The organism is Pseudomonas sp. BO3-4, from assembly GCF_034044115.1.
GTDB classification, from domain to species: domain Bacteria; phylum Pseudomonadota; class Gammaproteobacteria; order Pseudomonadales; family Pseudomonadaceae; genus Aquipseudomonas; species Aquipseudomonas alloputida.
The window spans coordinates 3,396,267-3,416,914 of record NZ_CP139018.1 but is presented as its reverse complement, the minus strand read 5'-3'; the positions used below and the strand labels follow the sequence as shown (position 1 = coordinate 3,416,914).

The following is a 20,648-nucleotide window of genomic DNA, read 5'->3' as shown; positions in this document are numbered from 1 at the left end:
ACTCGGCTACCGGGCATGTGCTCAGGCACTGAACAGCTGGCGGATTTGTTCGGACAGGGCGGCGACGTCCTTGTCCAGCAACCAGTCCAGCGTCAGGTACACGGCGACGCAGACCAACGCGATCAGCGCCAGATACACCCACAGCGGTACTTCATGGCGCAGCATCTGCGACACCTGGTCGGGCAGTGCCCAGTCCGGTGACAGGGCTTTGGGCGCTTTGCGGTAGCGGGCGATATCCTGGCCCAGGGTATTGGCCAGGTAACGCAGCTGGTCTTTCTGCCCGAGGCTGAACTTGCCCTCGAAGCCCAGTGCCAGGCAAAGGTGGTAAACCTCGAGCACGTCGATGTTCTGCTTGACGTCGGCGCGCAGCGCATCGACCTTCTCGAAGAAGCCTTCGCCGGCCAGGTGCACGCCGAAATAGCGGAACTGCAACGGCTGAAGTTCAAAGTGCCGACGCAACGCGTTGTCGTCCGAGCGCAGTACGCTTTCGTCGAGGAAGGCGCACAACGCGTATTGGGTGTCCTTGACCTGCTCGACGCTGTAGTTGGCGGCACGGGCATCACGTTCCAGGTTGGCGAAGAAGCGTTCGACGCTACCTTCGAAGGCCTGCACCGAGGTGACCTGGCGGCCGCGACGTACGATCAACGCCATGCTGATGAAGTCCTGGACCAGGTCCTTGAGCGTCGGTTTGTCGCTGGCGGCCGGGACGGCGCCCTGTTGCAGTACGGCTTCGGTCATTTGAGCACCGCCATCAGTTCAAGCTTGAGGTTGGTAAAGGCGCTGGGCGCATAGAAGCAGATGGCCTGGGCGCTGATCATTCGCTCATACACAGTGCCGTGTGGTTCGATGGCGAAGTACTGGTTGTCCAGGCGCACCGGAATCGCGTTCGGCAGCCGCGCGGCATGATTGAGGGTGACACCCGGCATGGCGCTGTTGACCACCACTTCAATGTCTTCCGGCGAACCGACCTTGAAGGCACGGGGCACCAGCTCCAGCAGGCTGGCGCCGGGCATGTCGGCGTGCACGGCGATATAGAAGTCGGCTTCGGCCAGGCGCGGGTCGTGCAGTTGGCCTTGCCAGTGCGATGGCTTGGTCTGGGTCAGGTTGATGACAATGCACTGGTTGGGCACGACGTTGTCGAGCATCACCCGGATCATTTCGTCGAGCTTGACCAGCGACGCGGCCGGGTCGTGGTGGTCGTACTCGGGGATGTCGCTGAGCTGGGTGTCCAGGGTGAAGGTCAGCAGGCCGCCGGCAAGGTCCGCCAGGAACAGGTACAGGCGCTCTGGGTGCAGGCGCGGGTGGGCCAGTAGATGAGCCAGCTGCGGGTGGGCACGGTTGACCGTGTTCAGCAGCCAGAACAGGGTCACATCGCTGGAGCCGAACTCGGCGATCTGGTCGGCGCGCTCGCGGCGCCGGCCGGAAAGCGCTTTGCTCTTGGCCTGCAGGGCACCGAGCAGGCGCTTGCCGATGCCTGCAATGGTCTCGTGGCTGCCCAGGTGCAAGGTGGGGTGGACGAAATGCGGGTCAACGTTGAAACCGCCCATGCTGTTGCGTGTCAGCTTGGCCAGTGGGCAGTGGCTGTAACCGTCGAGGCTGTCACCGTCGACCAGCAGTACGACGTTCAGGCGCAAGCTGGTGATTTCGTTTTCCAGCTCGCCTTCATTAAGGTCGGGCAGGGTGTCGAACTGCTTGCGGAAACGCCGTGCGGCCTTGTGTTCGTGGCCATCCTCGACGTAGTTGAGGCCGAATGGCTCGGGCAGCTTGAGCGCGGCATACACCTTCAGGTCGTTGGCCTTGAGCAGGTCCTTGAGGTCGCGCGCGGCCGGCAGCGGATCGTGCTGCGGCGCGTCGTAGAGGCTGCCATCGGGGAACACCAGCTTCAGGCGCTTGAGCTGCAGTGAACCATTGGCCAGGGCGTCCTCGTCCACCTGCAGCGCCTGAACCCCCCAATGGAAAGGGGTGCTGCGCAGGGTCGCCTCAGCCAACTGGTGCTGATGGAATTCGTCCTGATACTGGAAGTGCTGGGGCAGCAGGAACATGCCTTCCGACCACATCACCCGGCTCTGCTTGCTCATTTGACGCTATCCACTAAAGAATTGAAGGTTGAATCCATGGCGTTGCTGGCCGACTGGCTGGCGGCGTCGGTGGCTTTGTCGATGGCCGCGTCCTGCACCTTGTCGGTGAGGGTCGCGTCGGCATCCTTGGCCTTCTGCGCAGCGGCAAGCTGGTCGGCGGTCGGCGGTTTGTTCAGTACGTCCACGCCCCGCATGGCGCTGATTTCGGTGTTGTCCACCAGCACCCGCAGGCCGTCGGAGGAGAACCAGATACCGTCCTTGCGCAGCGAGTTGGCGTCGAAGGCGACTTTCCAGCGCGCGTCCTGCTCGTCGCGGAAGAACGCCGCCACGCCGACGTAGCGCGCGTTCTTGGCCAGCGGCCACTGGTCGATCTGGCCAATGCCAGGCAGCAGGGTGATCTCGCGGGTTTCCACCAGGGTGTTGCCCAAGGCTTTTTCCGGGGCGTCCCACAGGGTCTCGGCATCGGTAGCCGCGAAGCGCTCGAGGTCGGTCAGCTGATACACGCGCATCACCACCGACAGCGGCTTGCCCTCGGCGTCGGGGTTGAGCTGGTTGCCGCCGTCGGAGGTCAGGATGACCTTTTCGCTGTCGGCCAGCATGTCGGCCGCCCAGCTGTCTTCCATGCGCTTGCCGATACGGTCGGTGACCCCGCAGCCGGCCAGCGCTACCAGCAAGGCGGCTGCGGTCAGGCGTTTGAGGACGATGTGCTTGTGTTGCATGACGGCAAAACCTCCGGGTACTGGTCAGGCCAGGCGATAGGCGAAATCGCCATCGCTGCCCAGCTCGATCGCAAGGTGCTGGATCGGCGCGTCCTGGGCCATGCGCTCGAGCACGCGCTGGGCGAGTTCGGGCATCAGGGTCTGGGACAGGATGTTGTCGATGTTGCGTGCACCGCTGTCGACCTCGGTGCAGCGCGCGGCAATGGCCTTGACCAGTGCCTGGTCATAGCTGAGCTCGGCCTGGTGGTTGCGGGCGAAGCGCTTGGCGATGCGTTCGAGCTTGAGGGCGACGATGCGCTCGAGAATCTGGTCCTGCACCGGGTAGAACGGCACGATGCTCAGGCGACCGAGGAAGGCCGGCTTGAACACATGGTTGAGCTGGTCGCGCAGGTCCTCGACGATCGCCTCGGGCGTCGGCAGCTCGGTGGCGTTCAGGCAGGTCTGCATGATGCGCTCGGTGCCGGTGTTGGAGGTGAGGATGATCACCGTGTTGCGGAAATTGATCTCGCGGCCCTCGCCATCGTCCAACACGCCCTTGTCGAACACCTGGAAGAACAGTTCGAGCACGTCGGGGTGGGCTTTTTCCACCTCGTCGAGCAGCACCACACTGTACGGCTTGCGGCGCACCGCTTCGGTCAGCACGCCGCCTTCGCCGTAGCCGACGTAGCCGGGTGGCGAGCCCTTGAGGCTCGACACGGTGTGGGCCTCCTGGTACTCGGACATGTTGATGGTGATCAGGTTGCGCTCGCCGCCGTACAAGGTGTCGGCCAGGGCCAGGGCGGTTTCGGTCTTGCCGACGCCGCTGGGGCCGAGCAGCAGGAACACGCCAATCGGTTTGTTCGGGTCTTCCATGCGCGCTCGGGAAATCTTGATGCGCTTGCCGATCTCGTGCAGGGCGTGGTCCTGGCCCAGCACGCGTTCACCAAGCAGGGCCGGCAGGCGCTGCACGGTATCGATTTCGTCACGCAGCATCTTGCCCAGCGGGATGCCGGTCCAGCCGCTGATGACCTGGGCGATGGCGCCGCTGTCGACCAGCGCATGGACCAGTGGCTGGTCGCCTTGCACGCGCGCCAGCTCGGCACGCAGGGTATTGAGCTGCTGAGCGTCGGCATCGTTGGCGGCGTCCAGCGCCTTGAGCTGTTCGACCAGCTCCAGCTCCTGCTGCCACTGGGCATTGAGTTGCTGTTCTTGTTGCTGCTCGGCCTGCAGGGCAGCCTGCAGCGCTTCCAGGCGGCGGGCATGGTCGTGCCCCTTGCCGGCTTCGTGGCCGAGCACGCCGATTTCTGCCTGCAGGTTGTCGATCTGCCGGCGGCAGTCTTCCAGTGCGCCGGGCAGCGAAGATTGCGCCAGGGCAATGCGCGCGCAGGCCGTGTCGAGCACGCTGACCGCCTTGTCGGGCAGCTGGCGGCCGGTGATGTAGCGGTTGGACAGGCGTACCGCCTGCACCAGCGCTTCGTCCATCACCGCCACCTTGTGGTGCTCGCGCATCTTGCCGAGCAGGCCGCGCAGCATGTGAATGGCCTTGTCTTCGTCGGGTTCTTCCACTTTGACCACCTGGAAGCGGCGGGCGAGGGCGGCGTCCTTCTCGAAGTACTTCTTGTATTCGGCCCAGGTAGTGGCAGCGATGGTGCGCAACTCGCCACGGGCCAGGGCCGGCTTGAGCAGGTTGGCGGCATCGTTCTGCCCGGCCTGGCCGCCGGAGCCGATCAGGGTGTGGGCTTCGTCGATGAACAGGATGATCGGGTGCAGGCTGCGCTTGACCTCTTCGATCACAGCCTTGAGGCGGTTCTCGAACTCGCCCTTGACCCCGGCGCCGGCCTGCAACAGGCCCAGGTCGAGGGTGTGCAGGGCAACGTCCTTGAGCACCGCCGGCACGTCACCCTGGGCGATGCGCAGCGCCAGGCCTTCGACCACGGCGGTTTTGCCGACCCCGGCTTCGCCCGTGAGGATCGGGTTGTTCTGCCGGCGGCGGGTGAGTATGTCGACCATCTGCCGTACTTCGAACTCACGGCCCAGCACCGGGTCGATGCGGCCCTCGCGGGCGCTTTGGGTAAGGTTGACCGTGTACTGGTCCAGCGCTGGGGTCTTGCCGCTGGCCTTGCTCGACGTGCTCACTGGCGCCGCTGGGCTGGCCAGTGGGCTGGCCTGCCTGGACTCGGCGCTACCCTCCACCAGCGCGGCAAGGTTCAGGCGCAGGTCATCGGCGTTGATTTTTTCCAGCTCCGGCGCCGAGGCGATCACCACGCGACGCAGTTCAGCATCGTCAAGCAGAGCCTGCAGCAGGTGAGCGCTGCGCACCTGGCCTACGCCGTATTCGATCGAGGCCAGCAACCAGGCTTGCTCGATCATGCGGGTAATGTGCGGCGACAGCGCCGGGGTGCGGGTATTGCCTTTCTTGAAGGTGCCCAGGGCGGTGACCAGTTGCGCTTGCAGGCGTTCGGCGACGACTTCGTAGTGGCGCAGGATCGGGGCCAGGTCGCTGTCGTTGTTGTCGAGCAACTGCAGCAGCAGGTGCTCCACTTCCACGTCGTAGTGGTGCTCCGACAGGCACAGGGCCGCCGCGCTTTCGGTGGCCGTGCGGCTGGTTTCGTTGAGCTTGGCGAACAGAGACTTCAGGTTCACAAGGCGACCCCATCGTAAGGAATGTGGAAAACGGCGCAACGCGAAGGCTCCGCGTCACGACCCGGGCGTTTGAGCCAACCCAGCCAGCCCAGGGCGACATTGCCGCTGCGGCCCAGTTGGGCGCGTGGCACCGCCTCGCGCTTGAGGCGCGGGGCAATTTCGAAATCCAGTTCGGCACCTATATAGAAGCGCACCAGCTCGACCAGCTTGCGGTAGCAGGCGGTGCCCGGCTGGAAGCGCTGGTAGTCGGCCAGGTTCAGCGGGCCCAGCTCGATACGGATGCACGACTGATAGTCCCAGACCCGGTTGCCGGCGACGGCGCTGTGGCCGAGCTGGGCATTGCGGCGGCCAAGCTGGGTGCATTGTTCGGGCTGCAGGTGCAGCCAGCGCCCGGCGAACGGCTGGACCTTGATCGGCAGCGAGAAATAGAAACCGAGCATGCGTTCAAGGTTCAGCGCATTGCGCGGTTTCTGGCTGAGCAGGCCGGCAAAATAGCTGAACAGCTCACGACGCAATGCTGACGGTTGCTCTTCGAACTTCAGCTTCTGGGCGCGCGGCCCGAGGCCAACCAGGTTGAGCAGGTAGCCGTCGAAGCCCGAAGTGCCATTGCGCTCGTGCTCGATGTGGAATTTGTATTTTTGCCAGGCCTCGTAGAACAGCGTGGTCATGCGGTGCGAGAAGATGTCGAGAAACGCATGGGCGGCATCGTCGCGATACTGCACGTGGCGCTCGAGCAGCAGCTCGGTGTACGGGCGTGGCAGCACGCCTGACGGCCCGACCAGGCCCATGAAGGTGACCTGCACTTCCGACAGCGGCAAGCCGGCCGGCGACACCTTGCCTTCGCGCTCGAAGTGCAGGTCGCTGACCTCGCTGGCCGGGAACGCCAGCGACAGCTGGGTACGAAAACGCAGCGGGTCTTCGTGCGGCCGGGTTGCCAGGTCCATGCGCCCGGTGCGGCTGTAATGCAGGCGGAGCAGGCGCACCAATTGGAAGAATTCGAATCGGTGCGGCTCGGCTCGGGCCTGATCGATCAGACCAGGGGCTGATCGCCGGTGCGTGCTGGCCATTGTACGACTCTCTTTTCTCGTTGTTGGGTGCGCAGGGTCAGCTGGGTGAAGCTGTTCATTGAGCAATACTGGCCGAAGAAGTGGTCCAGCACCTTGCCGAACAGAAACACGCCACTGCCGATGAACTGGCTTTCGTCCAGGGTCAGGGTGATGCCGACGCCGCGCACGAAATTTGGCCGCGGGTGGCCAATGCGCGCGACCACCGGTTCGCTGCTGATCGCCTTGATGCCGTTGATCTGTTTGCGAATGGCGGAAACATTGCGGTAGTTGTACAGCGACAACAGCTCCAGCAGCACTTCCCGGCCCTGGCTGACCAGGGACAGATGGTTCAGCGACAGGTGGGCGATCAACCGCCAGATCAGGCCCTTGCCCAAGGGCACACGCACCGTGGCGGTGGGCTTGCGCAGGCAGCGGATATCCTTGATCACCGAGTTGGCGGGAATGGTGAAATCGCCCCGTTCGCCACCGAACGGCAGCATCAGCGGCACGTCGCGGTTGCTGCAGGTAAGGCCGATACTGAGGGTGTCGCTGCTGGCGTCGATCAGTTCCAGATCGCGGTCGACCACGCGGATGCTCATGGCAGTGGCGTCACCCTGGTTTCGCCGGCGCGCGACCCAGAAGCTGCTGTGTGGGTCTTGCTCGCCCCGGGGTTCGAAAAACGGCTGGCAGGTGGCGACCTGGTCGATACCGCCGAGTTTGCGCACCCGCCGTACCCGGTCGATCGATACCACTTCTGCAGCGTTGTGCAGCCGTGTGTCAGGGGTGACCGGGTATTCGTGCTGGGTGTGGGTCAGCTTGATCGGCTCGGCCTGCTGGCGGAACAGGTTGATGATCGGCGTGCAGTTGAGCTTGAAGTTGTTGCGCCCGATGTTCTGGGTCAGCCGCGCCAGGCGCTCGCTGAGGTCGTAGTCGGAGAAATAGAAGTTGACCTCTACCTGCTCGATGGCCTTGCCCTGCAGGATGCGGGCAAATCCACTGAGGTCGAAGAACATGAACTTGTCGGGGAAGGTGAAATACTCGTGCAGCAGGCGGTAGCCCAGGAATGAGCGCTCGGAGTAGTCCACCAGGCCTTCGTCACGGGCGTAGCCCACGGTGTTCAGGGCATCGGCCGGCAGCGCCACTTCGCGGCGGCGGCCCTGGTCGTCGAAGCTCAGCGTGGCCTTGGCCAGGTTGTTGAACAGCAGCTCGTACAGCTGCAGCATCAGGGTTGCTTCGCCGTCGAGGAAGAACCGCAGGCGGTTCATGTCCATCTGCCCGAACAGGGCATCGCCCGTGGCTGCCAGGCGGATGCGCAGACGAGCGACCAGGTCGGCGCTGTGCCCGTTGAAGGCCGAGCGTTCCATTTCTGTGAACGAGGCCTGCTGCACGGCAATCGGCCACAGCTCTACCGGGTAGCAGGTGCGGAACTTGCACACCACGCCTTCCACGGGATTGGCATGCATCTCGGTATGGCGCGCCACGCGGTAGGCTTCGGTGACTTTTTCGTGCCTGCCCAGGCTCAGTTCGACAATCGACATCGACGGAGTAGGGCGCAGGTAGTGGGGGTACAGCACCTCGAGGAAGGATTCGACGATTTCCGGAAACTCGTCATCGAGTTTCTTGTGCACCCGCGCAGACAGGAACGAGAAGGCCTCGATCAGGCGCTCGGTGTGCGGGTCTTCGCAGTTGTCGCCTTCGATCAGCAGCCGCGAAGCGATCTTCGGGTACTGCGCGGCAAACTCCTGGCCGAGAAAGCGCAGGTGCGACAGTTCCTTTTCGTAGTAGGGCAGCAGTTCGTCGAGCATCAGTTGAGGTTCTGCACTTTGTATTCCTGGGTGTTGACCTGCAGCACGGCGTCGAATGACACCTGGCGGCTGATGTCCTGCAGACGCAATACGGCGTCCACGCGGAAGGTCAACATGCGATGGCCGTTCTGCTGGGCCAACAGCTGAACACGGACCCGGCGAAAGCGCCGGTCTCCGGTGCTGATCGCCCGCTCCAGCTGTTGCTGGATCAGGCGACGATCGTGCGGGTCGAGCACGCTGCGGCTGATGAAGTCCGGCATGCCGTATTCAAGGATGGAACCACCGAGCTGGCTGAAGCCGTCGAGCTCTTCGGCGACCAGGGACTGGCGGGTGTTCACCAGGACTTCGAGGTCGCGGACGATGCTGGCCTTGTACTCGGCCAGCGAGCAGGTGCGCTGCGCTGCGGGCTCGGCCGACTGGTAGGGACGGTCGTCCAGCAGTCGGTCGAGCAGCGAGGGCAGCAGGCGGGCCTGGTTACTCATGTGTCATCCCTGTACACAACGGCCTGTCAGCCGCGCGCGCCCTGTGGCAGCTCGGCAACCAGCCGCAGCGAGGCGGTCAGTTCATCCAGCTGGTAGTGCGGGCGCAAGTAGGTCACGGCCTTGTACACGCCTGGCTTGCCGGGCACTTCGAACACCTCGGCGCGGGCTTCACGCAGCGGGAACTTGGCCTTGGCCTCCTGGCTGGCGGTGTCGTCGAGCAGCACATAGCTGGCCAGCCACTGGTTGAGGAAGCGCTCGACATCCATGCGCGAGGCAAAGCTGCCGATCTTGTCGCGCATGATCGCCTTCATGTAGTGGGCGATGCGCGAAGTGGCGAAGATGTATTGCAGCTGGGCCGACAGGCGTGCGTTGGCGTTGGCGATGTCGGTGTTGTACTGCTTCTGTTTCTGCGCCGACTGGGTGCCGAAGAACGCGGCATAGTCGGTGCCCTTGCAGTGCACCAGGGGGATGAAGCCCAGGTCCGACAGCTCTTTTTCGCGGCGGTCGGTGATGGCGATTTCGGTCGGGCACTTGAGGGCGATTTCGCCGTCGTCGGTCTTGAAGGTATGGGTCGGCAGGCCTTCGACCAGGCCGCCGCCTTCCACGCCGCGGATGGCCACGCACCAGCCGTAGCGGGCGAAGGCGTCGGTGACGCGGGTGCCGAGGGCGTAGGCGGCGTTCATCCACAGGTATTTGTTGTGGTCGCGGCCATCGACGCTTTCGACGAAGTTGAATTCTTCCACCGGGGTGGTATCCGGGCCATACGGCAGACGACCGAGCACGTGGGGCAGGGTGAGGCCGACGTAGCGCGAGTCTTCCGAGGCGCGGAACGACTTCCACTTGGCGTATTCCACGGTGTCGAAGATCTTCGCCAGGTCACGCGGGCCGGACATCTCGGTGAACGAGTCCCAGCCGAACAGCTCGGACGAAGCGGCCGAGATGAACGGCGCGTGCGCCGCCGCCGCGACGTGCGAGATCTCTTCGAGCAGGTACATGTCTTCGGGGTTGCGGTTGAACTCGTAGTCACCGATCAACATGCCGAAAGGTGCGCCACCGAAGGTGCCGTACTCTTCTTCGTAGACCTTCTTGAACAGTGCGCTCTGGTCGAATTCGCTGGCGGCCTTCAGGTCGCGCACCAGGTCTTTCTTCGAGGCATTGAGCAGGTGGATCTTCAGCGTGGTGCTGGTCTCGGTCTGGTCTACCTGGTATTTCAGGCCGCGCCAGGAGGCTTCCAACTGCTGGAACTCGCGGGCGTGCATGATCTCGTTCATCTGCTCGGAGAGCATCGCGTCGATTTCGGCGATGCGCGAATCGAGCACGGCGATCAGGTCCTTGCTCGGGGTCATCTCACCCTCGAGCACCTGGTTCACCAGTTCGCCAATCAGGTCGCGGGTGCGGTTGCGCTCGGTGTCGGAGCGGGCCACGCGGCTTTGCGAAATGATGCTGTCGAGCAGCGAGGGCTGTGGTGCGAAGTTTTCCACTTCGACCAGGTCGCCGGCCTGTTGCGGTGCGGTTTGCTTGTCGGTCATGTTCGGGCTCCTGCTCAGGCGCGATCGTCGCTGGACGGGTCTTTCACTTCGGCTTCACGGCCGAACTCCTTGCCCAAGGTCTTGAGCTTTTCGGTGTTCTGCAGCACATCCATCAGCAGCTCTTCGAGCTTGTCGTTGCCGCCCATCTTGTTGCGCAGGTCGGCCAGCTTGTTGCGCACTTCCAGCAGCTTGCGCAGCGGCTCGACCTGCTTGACCACGTTCTGTGGCTCGAAGTCTTCGAGGCTGTTGAAGTTCAGTTCCACGCCCAGCTGGGTGCCGTTCTTGGCCAGGGTGTTGTCGACGCGGTAGGTCAAGCGTGGCTTGATACCCTTGAGCACACCGTTGAAGTTGTCGCGGTCGATGTACACGAACTTGCGGTCCTTGAGCTTGGGCAGCGGCTCCAGCGGGTTGCCGGAGAAATCACCCAGTACGCCGACGACGAAGGGCAGCTCCTTTTTCTCGATGGCATCGCCGATGTCCACGTCGTAGGTGATATGAACCCGAGGCGCGCGAACGCGGTCGAGTTTGTGCTGAGTGCTTTCCTTCTTCGCCATCGTGTTCTCCAGTGCGAGCAATTCGCTGCGAATCATTGCGCGGCCCGGTGCCGGGCGCTGCGCGTTACAGTCCTTCGATCGTCAGCAGCAGGCGCTGACGGATTTCGTCGTTCATTTCCAGGATGTTGTCGCGGCCTACCAGTTCTTCGAAGCTGGTGTTGCCGGCAATCTGCGTGCTGCTGCGGATGACCGAGTCGTCGGGAAGTTCCGAGCGCACCGGCGAGCTGATGACGCAGAACGGCAGGTCGCCAAAGCCCTTCAGGCGCTCGAAGCTCAGGCCGTAGCGCAAGCCCTCGAACAGCCGCCCAAGGCCAGGCGACTTGCTCAGGCAGTAGAACAGCACCAGGTAGTGCACCACGAAGCGGTACAGCTCGGCGCTGCTGCGGTTGGGGTCTTTGATGACATTGCGAAACCGCGCCAGGTCAAAGGCGTGGAAGCCCACTACCCAGCGGGTCGGGCTGGTGATGCGGATGACCTGGCCGCTGTGTTCCAGGGTCCTGTCGTATTCCAGCGGGAACAGTTCGGGGGTGGTGCTGATCAGGTTCAGCGGTACTTCCAGCTCGGTGACCAGCTGGAACGGCGCGGCCGAACCGATACGTTCGTAGAGTTCGACCAGGGCCTGGAAGTGGCCCTGGGTTTCGCGCCCGCTGCTGCGCTGGGCGCCTTGCAGGTATTCGCCAAACAGGGTTTGCGGACGGATCAGCGGTGCCACGGTGGCAAGGTAATCCGCCGCCTGCGCCTTCAGCGCATCGGAGATCGCCCGCGTCTGGCTACGCAGCTTGATCAGTGCTTCGACATCGAATGTCTGTGTCATTGGTGCATCGTCCATGTGCCTGCTTGATCGTCCTGAAACGCCGGTGGCGTGGACTTGAAAAATCGCCTTTCGGCTACAGCGAATTTGAGTGCTGGCATATGAATATTGTGTTGCCAGCAATGCCGAGTAGGGCACCTCGCTGCGGAAGAAGTTCCGGCGAGGGGGGTGATTTTTTCCCCGTTTTGAGACGCGACGCAATAATGGCGCGATGATATTGACAGCGTGTCTTGGGCGCAGAATATGGGGGGGCAAGCCCTAAAGACTGGGTACGAAAGGGGCTGGAAAGCGATGAGAATCGTTGGCAAAAGATTTTTTCAAAAAGTGAATCCGGTCTCATTTTTTGCGCTGACCGCTTTCTCGCGGAGGTGTTGGCGAGGCGCCTCAGGATGATGGCAATGCGACGGAATGTGCCGCGCGGAAAGAGTGTTATCAGGCGTGATTCATCCGTTTGGATGGTGACTTTTGAAAGCTCGCGCGCTCCCTCGGAAATAGCGTCGACCCCCGGGCCTGTGCCGCACCTGCAGAGGCAACGGTCCCACCGAAAACCTTGAAAACGTGCGCGATCACTGTGGGAGCGGGCACGCCCGTTCCCACAGGAACAGCGCCGGCGCCAGGGTTTGTGCCCTATCTGCAGCAACAATTGCCTCAGCCAAAACCGTGAAACCTGCACGGCCCCTGTGGGAGCGGGTTCACCCGCGAACACCGGCGTAGCCGGTGCCATCCTCATGGTCGGCGGCCTGCTCGGGTCATTGCCGGGGTAGTGCAGGTCAAGCAAAATGAGCGCATGGACGAGAGCAACCTACTGCAAGGAATCAGCATGATCGACCTGAGAAGCCCGGATGCAATCCTGAGCGACTACGCAAAGCGTTACGCCCATTTGCTCCCCGAACTATCGCCGCAGTTGCAACAGCGCATGGCCTACATGCCGGAGCCCGATGCACCGAGGCTGCCGCGGACAAAGCCCGTCTGGCTGAGCGACCGATCCTGCACGTTGACACCAGGCCAGGCGATAGACCGCGCGCAGGGTGCATTGCTGGGCCTGGCGATTGGTGATGCGGTAGGCACCACCCTGGAGTTCCGGCGCCGCGATCAGGGGCAGGTCAGCGACATGGTCGGCGGTGGGCCGTTCCGCCTCGCGCCAGGTGAGTGGACCGACGATACCAGCATGGCCCTGTGCCTGGCAGACACCTACGCAAGCCAAGGCAAGTTCGATTTCGCGACCTTTGCCGATGCCATGGTGCGCTGGTACCGGCAGGGCGAAAACAGCGCCAATGGCCGCTGCTTCGACATCGGCAATGTCACCCGCCGAGCCCTGGAAGGGTGGGAGGCCCAAGGGCTTGCGTGGATGGGCAATCTCGAGGCCTCGACAGCGGGCAACGGTTCGTTGATACGGCTCGCGCCTACGGCCATTTTCCGACGCCACTCGCTGTCGGCAACCTGGTGGGAGAGTGTGACGCAGAGCAGCGTGACCCATCGCGCGATTGAGGTCTCGGAGTGCTGCAAGTTGTTCGGTGCACAGCTGCATTTGGCGCTCAATGGCGCGGACAAGGAAGAGGCGTTGTCGCCGAAGGTGCGCCCCCTGCAGCCCCGGGCCTTGATCATCAATGCCGGGGAGTACAAGCACAAAACCCGTGAGCAGATTCGCTCGTCAGGGTATGTGGTCGATACCTTGGAAGCTGCGCTCTGGGCGGTGTGGAATACGGACAATTTCAGGGATGCGATTCTGTTGGCTGCCAACCTTGCCGATGATGCCGACAGCGTGGCGGCGACGGCAGGGCAGATTGCGGGCGCCTTATATGGGGTGTCGGGCATGCCGCCGGAATGGGTGGCCAAGGTTGCCTGGTCGCGGCACATTTGTGAACTGGCAAGCCGGTTGTTTGAACTCGCGCCTCAGGGGGATGAAATGGACGAGCTGCTATCTGGCAGTGAGTGATAGCACCTTTGATCAGGTAATGGCTCTCAACGCGTCAACTGCAGCTCGGCAAAATCGAAGTAGGTCGAGCGTTAACAGGTCAGTTTATGCTGAGTGGCTTTTAGCCTGGAATTTTTTAAATGAACTCCATTCTTGTCCATTGATTAACGCCATATAGAATTTGGCAAAAGCCTCGCTAAGTTCATGGTCGTCTTGTAAGTTTGTTTCCTGTAGATAACGATACCAGGAGATGTCTCGCGCCTCTAAAGGTGCGTGGATTTCACCGTTCTCAGATTTCAACAGAAGGTCGCGAAGTAGCTTGAGCATGGTCATGGCGTCAGGATTCTGGTCCTTGATAGTTTCAAGCTTTTCGCGAAGCGCTCTGGCTGTAATTTTCAGTGTGTGCTTGTCCATTTAATGCCCGAGTATGCATAGTCCAGAGGGGCGCCGCTGTACGTCCACGTCGCCCCGTCTCCAAGTTGCTGCGGCTTATCAACTGTCACCTTGTCGGTTTTCTCCGCCGTACTCGCTTTGAGCCTGACCAAGGTAGGCAACTCACCGCCCATCGACCTGGACGCAAATGTCCTTGCCGTCGATGACCTTGCATGGCCAGTTGTCGTTGATGTAGTGATCCGGCTTGAAGCACACCCGATCATCATTGACCCAGAACAACTGCCAGGCAGAACCCGATATCAGCAGCTTCGAGCAGGGCGTATAACCCCTGGCCAGCAAAGCCCCCGTAGTCAGAATCATCACCGCAGGGACGACATGGATCAGCGTTTTAATCGATATCCCGAACATCAACGCCTGGAAGCGGTGCAGCCGGGATGCAGGGGGTGGGTCGAACTTCTTGCCGGTCCAGGCGCAGATCGCGCTGCCAACGAGCAGGATGGCGAGTGCCGGTGGCGCCATGAGCAGGCCGAACGCGAGGTACGGTGTTTCCACGACCGGAGCGCCACGAAGCAGCCTGCCGTACAGCGGGAACAGGTAGTTGGTATAGGCATAAAGCGAGACGGCCCCTACCAGGAGCAATGCGATGAACATGGCGACGGCCAGCAGCCTCATCTTGAGAGGCGTAAGCCCGGGTGACATTTGTGAGGAGCGTGTATTCATTCGCAGAGCTTGGGCAGGTTGAACGTGGGGGCGATGGCAGTGAGGGCATCGATGGCAGCCTGAGGGCGCTTGGCCAGGTAGGCAAGTCTATTCCGTCGGGGCGCAGCTTGCGGATGACCCACCACTTGGCTTCATCGTAAAGCTCGTCGGCAATTCTACCCGCGATGTTTTTGGATGCCATAGCGTGGCGCATTGAGAGTCCTGCGCGCTCGACCTCGATTGGCGCTTGGCGGGTAGATCAACTCATGTCCATCTGGCGTTTCCGGCCCTTGCTGACCATCGCAGGGGCGATGCTCGGCCGCTGCCGCTAGGCAACGAACGGTGCCTGTTCGGTCCAATAGTACTCTTCGTAATCAACCAAGGTATGAACTCGCGAGTGGCCGAGTTCAATCAGGTAGTTGAATCGTCAAGCCGCGGGCCGACTGAATGGCCACGTAGTAAGCGTCCTTCAATACCCTGGCCAGCTCCGGGTCATTTTCCTCGAATTCCTTCGATGCAACAGCTCCAATCGTTAGCCTGTGCAGCTTGGATTTATCCTTTTCGGTACCGTCGAAAACTGCCCTGATGTACTTTAACTGGTCGACTATAGTCGCGTAAACCGTAAAGCCAGGAATGCGCTTTTGTCGGTCAATCGCCAGCGCAATTGCGTTATCTACATACTCCAGTGGTGTGGCTGGTTTCATCTCTCACCTGCTCATATTAGTTTGAAAGGTTATTTCCGATACAGGTTATTTGCATCGTTCCACGGAATGGATTTCGGTCCACGTGATGTGCATGAGTTGTATCGATATGTGTACGATTCTTGGCCGTTTTCACTTGGAGGCATGGGGCCTAATGGCCTGCGGCTTTCAGCAGTGGCTCCAGTTCGACGCTCAGCTTCATCGCGGCAGGGTCTTGCGCCATCAGGCTGTCGATGATCAAGCGAAGCTTGAGTAATTTTTGCTTGAGTGTTTCGGTGTTCATGGTCAGTCCTGATTGGGGTAAGGAAATGCACCACTTCACCGCAACGTAAGAGGGCGCCACTCATTTGTTGGCAGGGTCAAACGTTCATGCAATGTCGGATTTAGTCAGCATTTATCTATGTGGCACTAGATGGCCGTGCCCCGATTTTTTCCTGGCTTGATGATTAGTAATTCATCGAGTTGTCTTTTGCGGCATTTTATCACGAAAGCCAGCGCCGCATCAGGATCATCCATGAAGGCATCAAATGTAGCTGGAGCGATGGCGTAATATTCTTCGTAGTCAACCATGCCGTTGCTGACGGGGAACGAAACGTAATACTGGCCAGCGTCTTCTTCGATGCCGATTGAGTACATGTGTTGACGACTGATGAAAAGATCTTTGAATTTCATAGGGGGCCTTCAAAAAAGGGGAGAGGTGCTGAACATCTTGGCGGAAATACCCGCCGCGTCTATGACGGCTTCACTGTTGCCGTCAGGTAGCTTGCCACCAGGGATCCAGAATTCGTTTGCACCGGCTTCATTTCCTGATGGAATCCGTAGATTCAACTGCTTCGGATCAGGGATGTCTACCCGGACCAGTGCATTGGTATCAAGAAAATTCTCAGGCAAGCCAAGGGCTTGCTCCAACGCGCGCTTGTCACCTGCTGTCTTGGCAAGTAGTTCGGTTGCTTCGTGGCCTGGCATGATGAACGACGTACCATCTCTCTGTGCGATGCCGTATTTCTCAAGGTTGGTCTGGGTCATGAAGCGTGAGGCGCCATTTTCGAATTGGGCCAAGTGTTGCGCGACATAATCTGGGTCTAGATAAGTGGTGGGGTCGGGCCTTTCGCCTTTGGCGATTGCAAGGATATCTTCTTCGGTGAATCCAGGTTTGTATTTGGGTTTTGGCGGCTCAACAGCCTTCTGCGATAGCTCGCGAGAGCGTCCGTTGGCAGGTAGTGGTTCAGTCTCTGCACGCTTGAATGGTGTGGCGTCACGTGCTTGAAGTTCAGCATGTGCCAGCAGCTTTTGCTCGTTCTTTGCCAGCCAGGCGGCCAGTTGCTTGTTGGACATTTCCGCCTGCAGCCGGGCACTGCGTATGGCGGGCGTTTCCATATTCCTCTGAATGCCCGCCTTTATCTGCCCGCGGGTCAGGTAGGTTACAATGGCCGTCAGCAGCAGCAACACCAGTTGCTCCTGGCCGCGGGCCAGTTGGCGCGCCGCACGCTCGACACGCTCCTGGGCCTGCGCCGCGGAACCGCCGCTCGGGTCCAGGCCAGCGGGCTTGAGGCCATCCTCGGCGAACCAGGCCGTGGCCATGCCTTGCTGAAGGGTCGACAGGCAGGCAGGCAGGCCCTGATAAAAATACTCGGCGATGGCGGACAGCCCCAGGCCCATGAGGATCAGGTTGCCGACCTGCAGGCCAATGCCGGCGCCGGCCACCGCGCCCGGCGCCGCGCCGACGCCAAAGGCGAACGCCCCGGCCACGCCACCGGCGAGCGAGCCAACCGCCACACTGCCACCGAGGATCATCGACACCTCTTTGACCAGTTGCAGCAGTACCGGCAGGATTTGCCCGATACCTATCGAGGACCACTTGCGCTTGAGGTTGTCCTGAATGATCGGGTAGGACAGGGCCATGGCCTGGCGCACGTTGTCGATACGCTGGCCACCGAGGTTGCCATAGGCCTGGTTGGCGCCATTGCTCACTCGCCGGCTGAAACCGTCCCAGGCCTCATGGGCGCTGTTCAGGCCGCTGTCGACGCTCTGGTTGAGCTCGCTGAATTTCTGCTCGAGATTGCGTTCGATGTCTCCCCAACTGGGGATGTTGGCTAAAAGATCCATTTTCGCTTCACTGTCCATGGAAGTGGCGGCGCTCGGCGGCGAGCGCAGCATGTCGCTTCAGACCTCAGGATGGGGGCGAAGTCCGGCGGAGAGCCCATTGTTCTCATGACAGGCGTGCGCGGCAATGATGGCAATTGAGCATCGCTGCACGGCTTTGTGGCTGACCGCATCCCGCAAGTGCCATTACGGCCGCGTTCGCGATGGCCATTTGGCGGAATTGGCCAGTGGCAAAAAATTTGAACCAATCCACGTTATGAAACATTTTTCTCCGCCAGTGGAGTTGATGCGTCAGGTAGCGAGACAGTTCGAGTGGGAGCTGTCAGGCATGGGCTCTGATCGATACCTCAAAAACCTTCTGTGACGGGCCGTTCGGCGATTGCCGGGGGCGCTTCCGGGCGCCAGTGAGGAGGATGAAGGATGGCGATATGACATTGCCTTGCAGGGCGGTATTGCCCGGTTTTCCTAGGCCTGTAGTGAGTTGACAGGGCAGCTTTTGCCGGTGTTTCCTTTGGGCCTTTCTGCCTGCCTGGCATTTGGGAATGTGAACCCTGTCGCATTTATTTCAATGCATGATGGCACTTTCCTTTCTGTAGGCAGTCGCATGATTCCGCAAGCACGCGCGTTATGCGCGCATGCAGAATACGCCCGCAAGATCAGGGTTGCAGCTGAGCATCGCAAGCGCGTGCTGGCCGTGTTTTCAAGGAGATTTCGCATGATCATGGACTTGGCCTCCGCGCTGCTGTCGCCACAGAACCGCCGCCTGTTCAAGTTTCACAACCTGGCCAACCCCGAGCAGGAGCTGCTGCTGGAAACCTTCAAGGGCACCGAAGCCCTGTCGCGGGCGTTCAACTACGAACTGCTGCTGGTCTGCGAAGACTCCGGCGTGCCGCTCAAATCCATGATGGGCCAGCACGTCAGCATCGAGATCGAATTGGCCGAAGGCGGCCCGCGGTACATAACCGGCTACCTCACACGCTTTGCCAGCATCGGCAGCGACGGCGGCATGGCACGCTATACCGCCACCCTCAACCCGTGGTTCTCGATGCTGAAGAACCGCTTCGACACGCGGATCTTCCAGGGCAACACGGTCGAGGAAGTGGTCACCGAAGTGTTCGCCCTATGCCCGGCGTTTTCCCGCCACGAGTTTCGCCTGACCCGGCCACAGAAGCGCTACACCTACATCACCCAGTACCGCGAAACCGACTTCAACTTCGTCCAGCGCCTGCTGGAGGAAGAGGGGATGTTCTACTACTTCGAGCACACCGCCGAAGGCCACACCATGATCATCTGCGATGACTCCAGCACGCTGGTGGCCATCCCCGAGCAACCGCAAATCCGCTTCCACAGCGCCTCGGTCACCGAGACCGCCGACTCCATTACCCAGTGGAGCGGTAACCGTCAACTGCAATCCGGCAAGATGGCCACGCAAACCTTTGACTACCGCCAACCGAACAACCGCCTGCCGGTGGCGCTGAACAGCGTGAACAATCAAGGCGATGTCGAGAACTTCGAGATCTACGACTTCCCCGGCCAGTACACCCACGGTACCTATGACGAAGGCGAAACCCTGCTGCGCCTGCGCATTGAGGCGCTGGAGCTGCGCGGCAAAAAGTTTGAAGGTGCCAGCAACTGCCGGGCCATGAAGCCGGGCTACACCTTCGAACTGCTGCAGCACTACATCCACGACCAGGGGCCGGTAGAAGACCGTCAGTTCCTGCTGATGAGCGTGGAAAGCGAAGGCCACAACAACTACCTTACCGGCCAGCAGGCCAGCTACTTCAACACCTTCAGTTGCGTGCGCAAGAAGATCCCGTTCCGCCCGCAGCTGAGTACGCCCAAACCGACCATTGCCGGCCCGCAGACCGCGATCATTGTCGGCCCACCGGGTGAGGAGATCTTCACCGACGAACTGGGCCGGGTGAAAGTCCAGTTCCACTGGGACCGCAATGGCAAATACAACGATCACAGCTCCTGCTGGGTACGTGTCGCCCAGTCCGGCGCCAGCGGTGGCTTCGGCAGCATCCAGATCCCACGTGTAGGCGACGAAGTGGTGGTGGTGTTCCTTGATGGCAACCCGGACCGGCCGCTGATCATGGGCAGCCTGTACAACAGCACCAACACCCCGCCATGGTCGCTGCCGGCGAACAAGACCCAGAGTGGGTTCCTGACGCGGTCGATGAAGGGCGACGGCGGTACCGCCAACTTCTTCCGCTTCGAGGACAAGGCCGGCGCCGAGCAGATCATCATGCATGCCGAGCGCAACATGGATACCGAGATCGAGCTGGATGAGACCCATGATGTGGGGAATAACCGCGTAATCAAGGTAGGCGGAACCCACTCTGAGGTCATCAAGAAAGACACGCTGGTAAATGTCACGGAAGGTAGTTACACGTTGAAGGTGGACAACAACCTCATTCAGGTGAGCGCCATGGAGAGCATTTTGCTTGAGGTCGGCACCAGCAAGATCACGATCAAGCCAAACAAAATCACCATCGAAGCAGACAGCATCGACATTCTTGGCAAGAACACCTTTGTCAAAGGTGACCGTGTCGATATCAACGAATAAGGCACCGTGTGATGGTCAGAGCAAACATTTACGACAGGCTTTCGCAGCGGCGGGAAGCCGCCGAGGCAGCGGCTCGGCAGCAGGCAGAGGAGGCACGCCGCGCAGCGGATTGTGCAATGGAGAGTGCTCCGCCGCCATCAGTGCTGCCACTGAACGCCGAGCAGAACGCCTTGCACATCGCGGGCTTGAACCTGCAAATGCCCGAGAGCTTCGCTTTTCGCGATATTGATACCACGCTGGAATTCGCCGGTTGCCATGTGCAATTCAGTGTTCGCCGCCGCAATGCGCCCGAAGGCCTTGAACTTAGGGATGCAGTCGAGCTGTTTACCAGGAAGTTGCGCGAACGCCACACCGACATGACCGTCGTGCGCCAAGCTGAAGCCATATTGGCCGGCCACTCGGCGATCAGCCTCGACTACCAGTTCAGCGCTGGGCAAGAGCGACGTCATGGACGCGCCGTGTGCACGATTATCGTATCCGCCGATGGCAATGGACGGCAGTGGTTGAACATGTCTACGGTAATCGACCCAGACAAGTCGCAGTTGGCCAACTGGCTGATCGAATTCGACGCCATGCTCGCTGGTATGACCGCGTAGTAAAGCGAAAATTTCTCACGTTTTCA

Annotated in this window: 20 protein-coding genes; 4 read left to right on the top strand and 16 right to left on the bottom strand. The window is 61.0% G+C overall.

All coding sequences use genetic code 11. The annotated features are described in order from the left end of the window. Nucleotides 1-21: 21 nt before the first annotated feature. The 10 genes from icmH to REH59_RS15865 all read right to left on the bottom strand — a co-directional run bounded on the left by icmH (nt 22) and on the right by REH59_RS15865 (nt 11,649). Nucleotides 22-738: a type IVB secretion system protein IcmH/DotU gene (icmH, locus tag REH59_RS15910; RefSeq protein ID WP_004576640.1), complete on the bottom strand. Its 717-nt coding sequence runs from the start codon at nt 736-738 to the stop codon at nt 22-24. Continuing rightward, on the bottom strand, nt 735-2,078 hold the full coding sequence (gene tssK, locus REH59_RS15905) for a type VI secretion system baseplate subunit TssK (protein WP_003248343.1): 1,344 nt from the start codon (nt 2,076-2,078) through the stop codon (nt 735-737). The genes icmH and tssK overlap by 4 nt, the downstream gene beginning before the upstream one ends. Then, nucleotides 2,075-2,797: a type VI secretion system lipoprotein TssJ gene (gene tssJ / locus REH59_RS15900; protein WP_014860349.1), complete on the bottom strand. Its 723-nt coding sequence runs from the start codon at nt 2,795-2,797 to the stop codon at nt 2,075-2,077. The genes tssK and tssJ overlap by 4 nt, the downstream gene beginning before the upstream one ends. A 24-nt stretch (nt 2,798-2,821) precedes the next feature. Continuing rightward, entirely contained in the window at nt 2,822-5,419 is a 2,598-nt protein-coding gene (tssH, locus tag REH59_RS15895; protein WP_012052412.1) for a type VI secretion system ATPase TssH, read from the bottom strand. Then, complete coding sequence (gene tssG, locus REH59_RS15890) at nt 5,416-6,486, bottom strand: type VI secretion system baseplate subunit TssG (RefSeq protein WP_012052411.1); 1,071 nt, start codon at nt 6,484-6,486, stop codon at nt 5,416-5,418. Before tssG ends, tssH begins: the two co-directional genes overlap by 4 nt. Further along, the gene (gene tssF / locus REH59_RS15885) at nt 6,450-8,270 is read right to left on the bottom strand and encodes a type VI secretion system baseplate subunit TssF (protein WP_003248352.1); all 1,821 of its coding nucleotides are present in this window, start codon (nt 8,268-8,270) and stop codon (nt 6,450-6,452) included. The genes tssG and tssF overlap by 37 nt, the downstream gene beginning before the upstream one ends. Further along, nucleotides 8,270-8,752 (bottom strand): type VI secretion system baseplate subunit TssE, encoded by a 483-nt coding sequence (gene tssE / locus REH59_RS15880; protein WP_003248355.1) that lies wholly within the window; start codon nt 8,750-8,752, stop codon nt 8,270-8,272. Before tssE ends, tssF begins: the two co-directional genes overlap by 1 nt. 26 nt (nt 8,753-8,778) lie before the next feature. Continuing rightward, on the bottom strand, nt 8,779-10,281 hold the full coding sequence (gene tssC / locus REH59_RS15875; RefSeq protein WP_003248356.1) for a type VI secretion system contractile sheath large subunit: 1,503 nt from the start codon (nt 10,279-10,281) through the stop codon (nt 8,779-8,781). A gap of 14 nt (nt 10,282-10,295) precedes the next feature. Continuing rightward, nucleotides 10,296-10,835 (bottom strand): type VI secretion system contractile sheath small subunit, encoded by a 540-nt coding sequence (gene tssB, locus REH59_RS15870; protein WP_003248358.1) that lies wholly within the window; start codon nt 10,833-10,835, stop codon nt 10,296-10,298. A 64-nt stretch (nt 10,836-10,899) separates the two neighbouring features. After that, nucleotides 10,900-11,649, bottom strand: a complete 750-nt coding sequence (locus REH59_RS15865) for a hypothetical protein (RefSeq protein ID WP_014860350.1) — start codon at nt 11,647-11,649, stop codon at nt 10,900-10,902. An 817-nt stretch (nt 11,650-12,466) separates the two neighbouring features. On the opposite strand from REH59_RS15865, the gene tri1 reads away from it, so the two are divergent. Continuing rightward, nucleotides 12,467-13,582 (top strand): ADP-ribosylarginine hydrolase Tri1, encoded by a 1,116-nt coding sequence (tri1, locus tag REH59_RS15860; RefSeq protein WP_014860351.1) that lies wholly within the window; start codon nt 12,467-12,469, stop codon nt 13,580-13,582. A gap of 84 nt (nt 13,583-13,666) precedes the next feature. Here the strand turns inward: tri1 and REH59_RS15855 are convergent, their stop codons facing one another. From REH59_RS15855 to REH59_RS15830, 6 genes are all read right to left on the bottom strand, one after another. After that, a complete protein-coding gene (locus REH59_RS15855) occupies nt 13,667-13,975 on the bottom strand; it encodes a hypothetical protein (RefSeq protein ID WP_014860352.1) in 309 nt (102 codons plus the stop codon). A gap of 141 nt (nt 13,976-14,116) precedes the next feature. Further along, nucleotides 14,117-14,626 carry a hypothetical protein gene (locus REH59_RS15850; protein ID WP_014860353.1) on the bottom strand — a complete coding sequence of 170 codons (510 nt, stop codon included), beginning with the start codon at nt 14,624-14,626 and terminating at the stop codon, nt 14,117-14,119. Nucleotides 14,627-15,060: 434 nt separating this feature from the next. Next, a complete protein-coding gene (locus REH59_RS15845; RefSeq protein WP_014860355.1) occupies nt 15,061-15,357 on the bottom strand; it encodes an immunity protein Tsi6 family protein in 297 nt (98 codons plus the stop codon). A gap of 148 nt (nt 15,358-15,505) precedes the next feature. Then, nucleotides 15,506-15,637: a hypothetical protein gene (locus REH59_RS15840; protein WP_014860356.1), complete on the bottom strand. Its 132-nt coding sequence runs from the start codon at nt 15,635-15,637 to the stop codon at nt 15,506-15,508. Nucleotides 15,638-15,762: 125 nt separating this feature from the next. Then, nucleotides 15,763-16,026 (bottom strand): hypothetical protein, encoded by a 264-nt coding sequence (locus tag REH59_RS15835; RefSeq protein WP_014860357.1) that lies wholly within the window; start codon nt 16,024-16,026, stop codon nt 15,763-15,765. Between the two features lie 9 nt (nt 16,027-16,035). Next, nucleotides 16,036-17,460 carry a DUF6861 domain-containing protein gene (locus REH59_RS15830; protein WP_265536674.1) on the bottom strand — a complete coding sequence of 475 codons (1,425 nt, stop codon included), beginning with the start codon at nt 17,458-17,460 and terminating at the stop codon, nt 16,036-16,038. Nucleotides 17,461-17,584: 124 nt separating this feature from the next. Here REH59_RS15830 and REH59_RS15825 point away from each other — a divergent pair, with 124 nt between their 5' ends. From REH59_RS15825 to REH59_RS15815, 3 genes are all read left to right on the top strand, one after another. Beyond that, on the top strand, nt 17,585-17,821 hold the full coding sequence (locus REH59_RS15825) for a hypothetical protein (RefSeq protein ID WP_014861446.1): 237 nt from the start codon (nt 17,585-17,587) through the stop codon (nt 17,819-17,821). 351 nt (nt 17,822-18,172) lie between these two features. Then, the gene (locus REH59_RS15820) at nt 18,173-20,026 is read left to right on the top strand and encodes a type VI secretion system tip protein VgrG (RefSeq protein WP_014861445.1); all 1,854 of its coding nucleotides are present in this window, start codon (nt 18,173-18,175) and stop codon (nt 20,024-20,026) included. An 11-nt stretch (nt 20,027-20,037) separates the two neighbouring features. Then, nucleotides 20,038-20,622: a hypothetical protein gene (locus REH59_RS15815; protein WP_135007195.1), complete on the top strand. Its 585-nt coding sequence runs from the start codon at nt 20,038-20,040 to the stop codon at nt 20,620-20,622. The last annotated feature ends 26 nt before the right edge of the window (nt 20,623-20,648 follow it).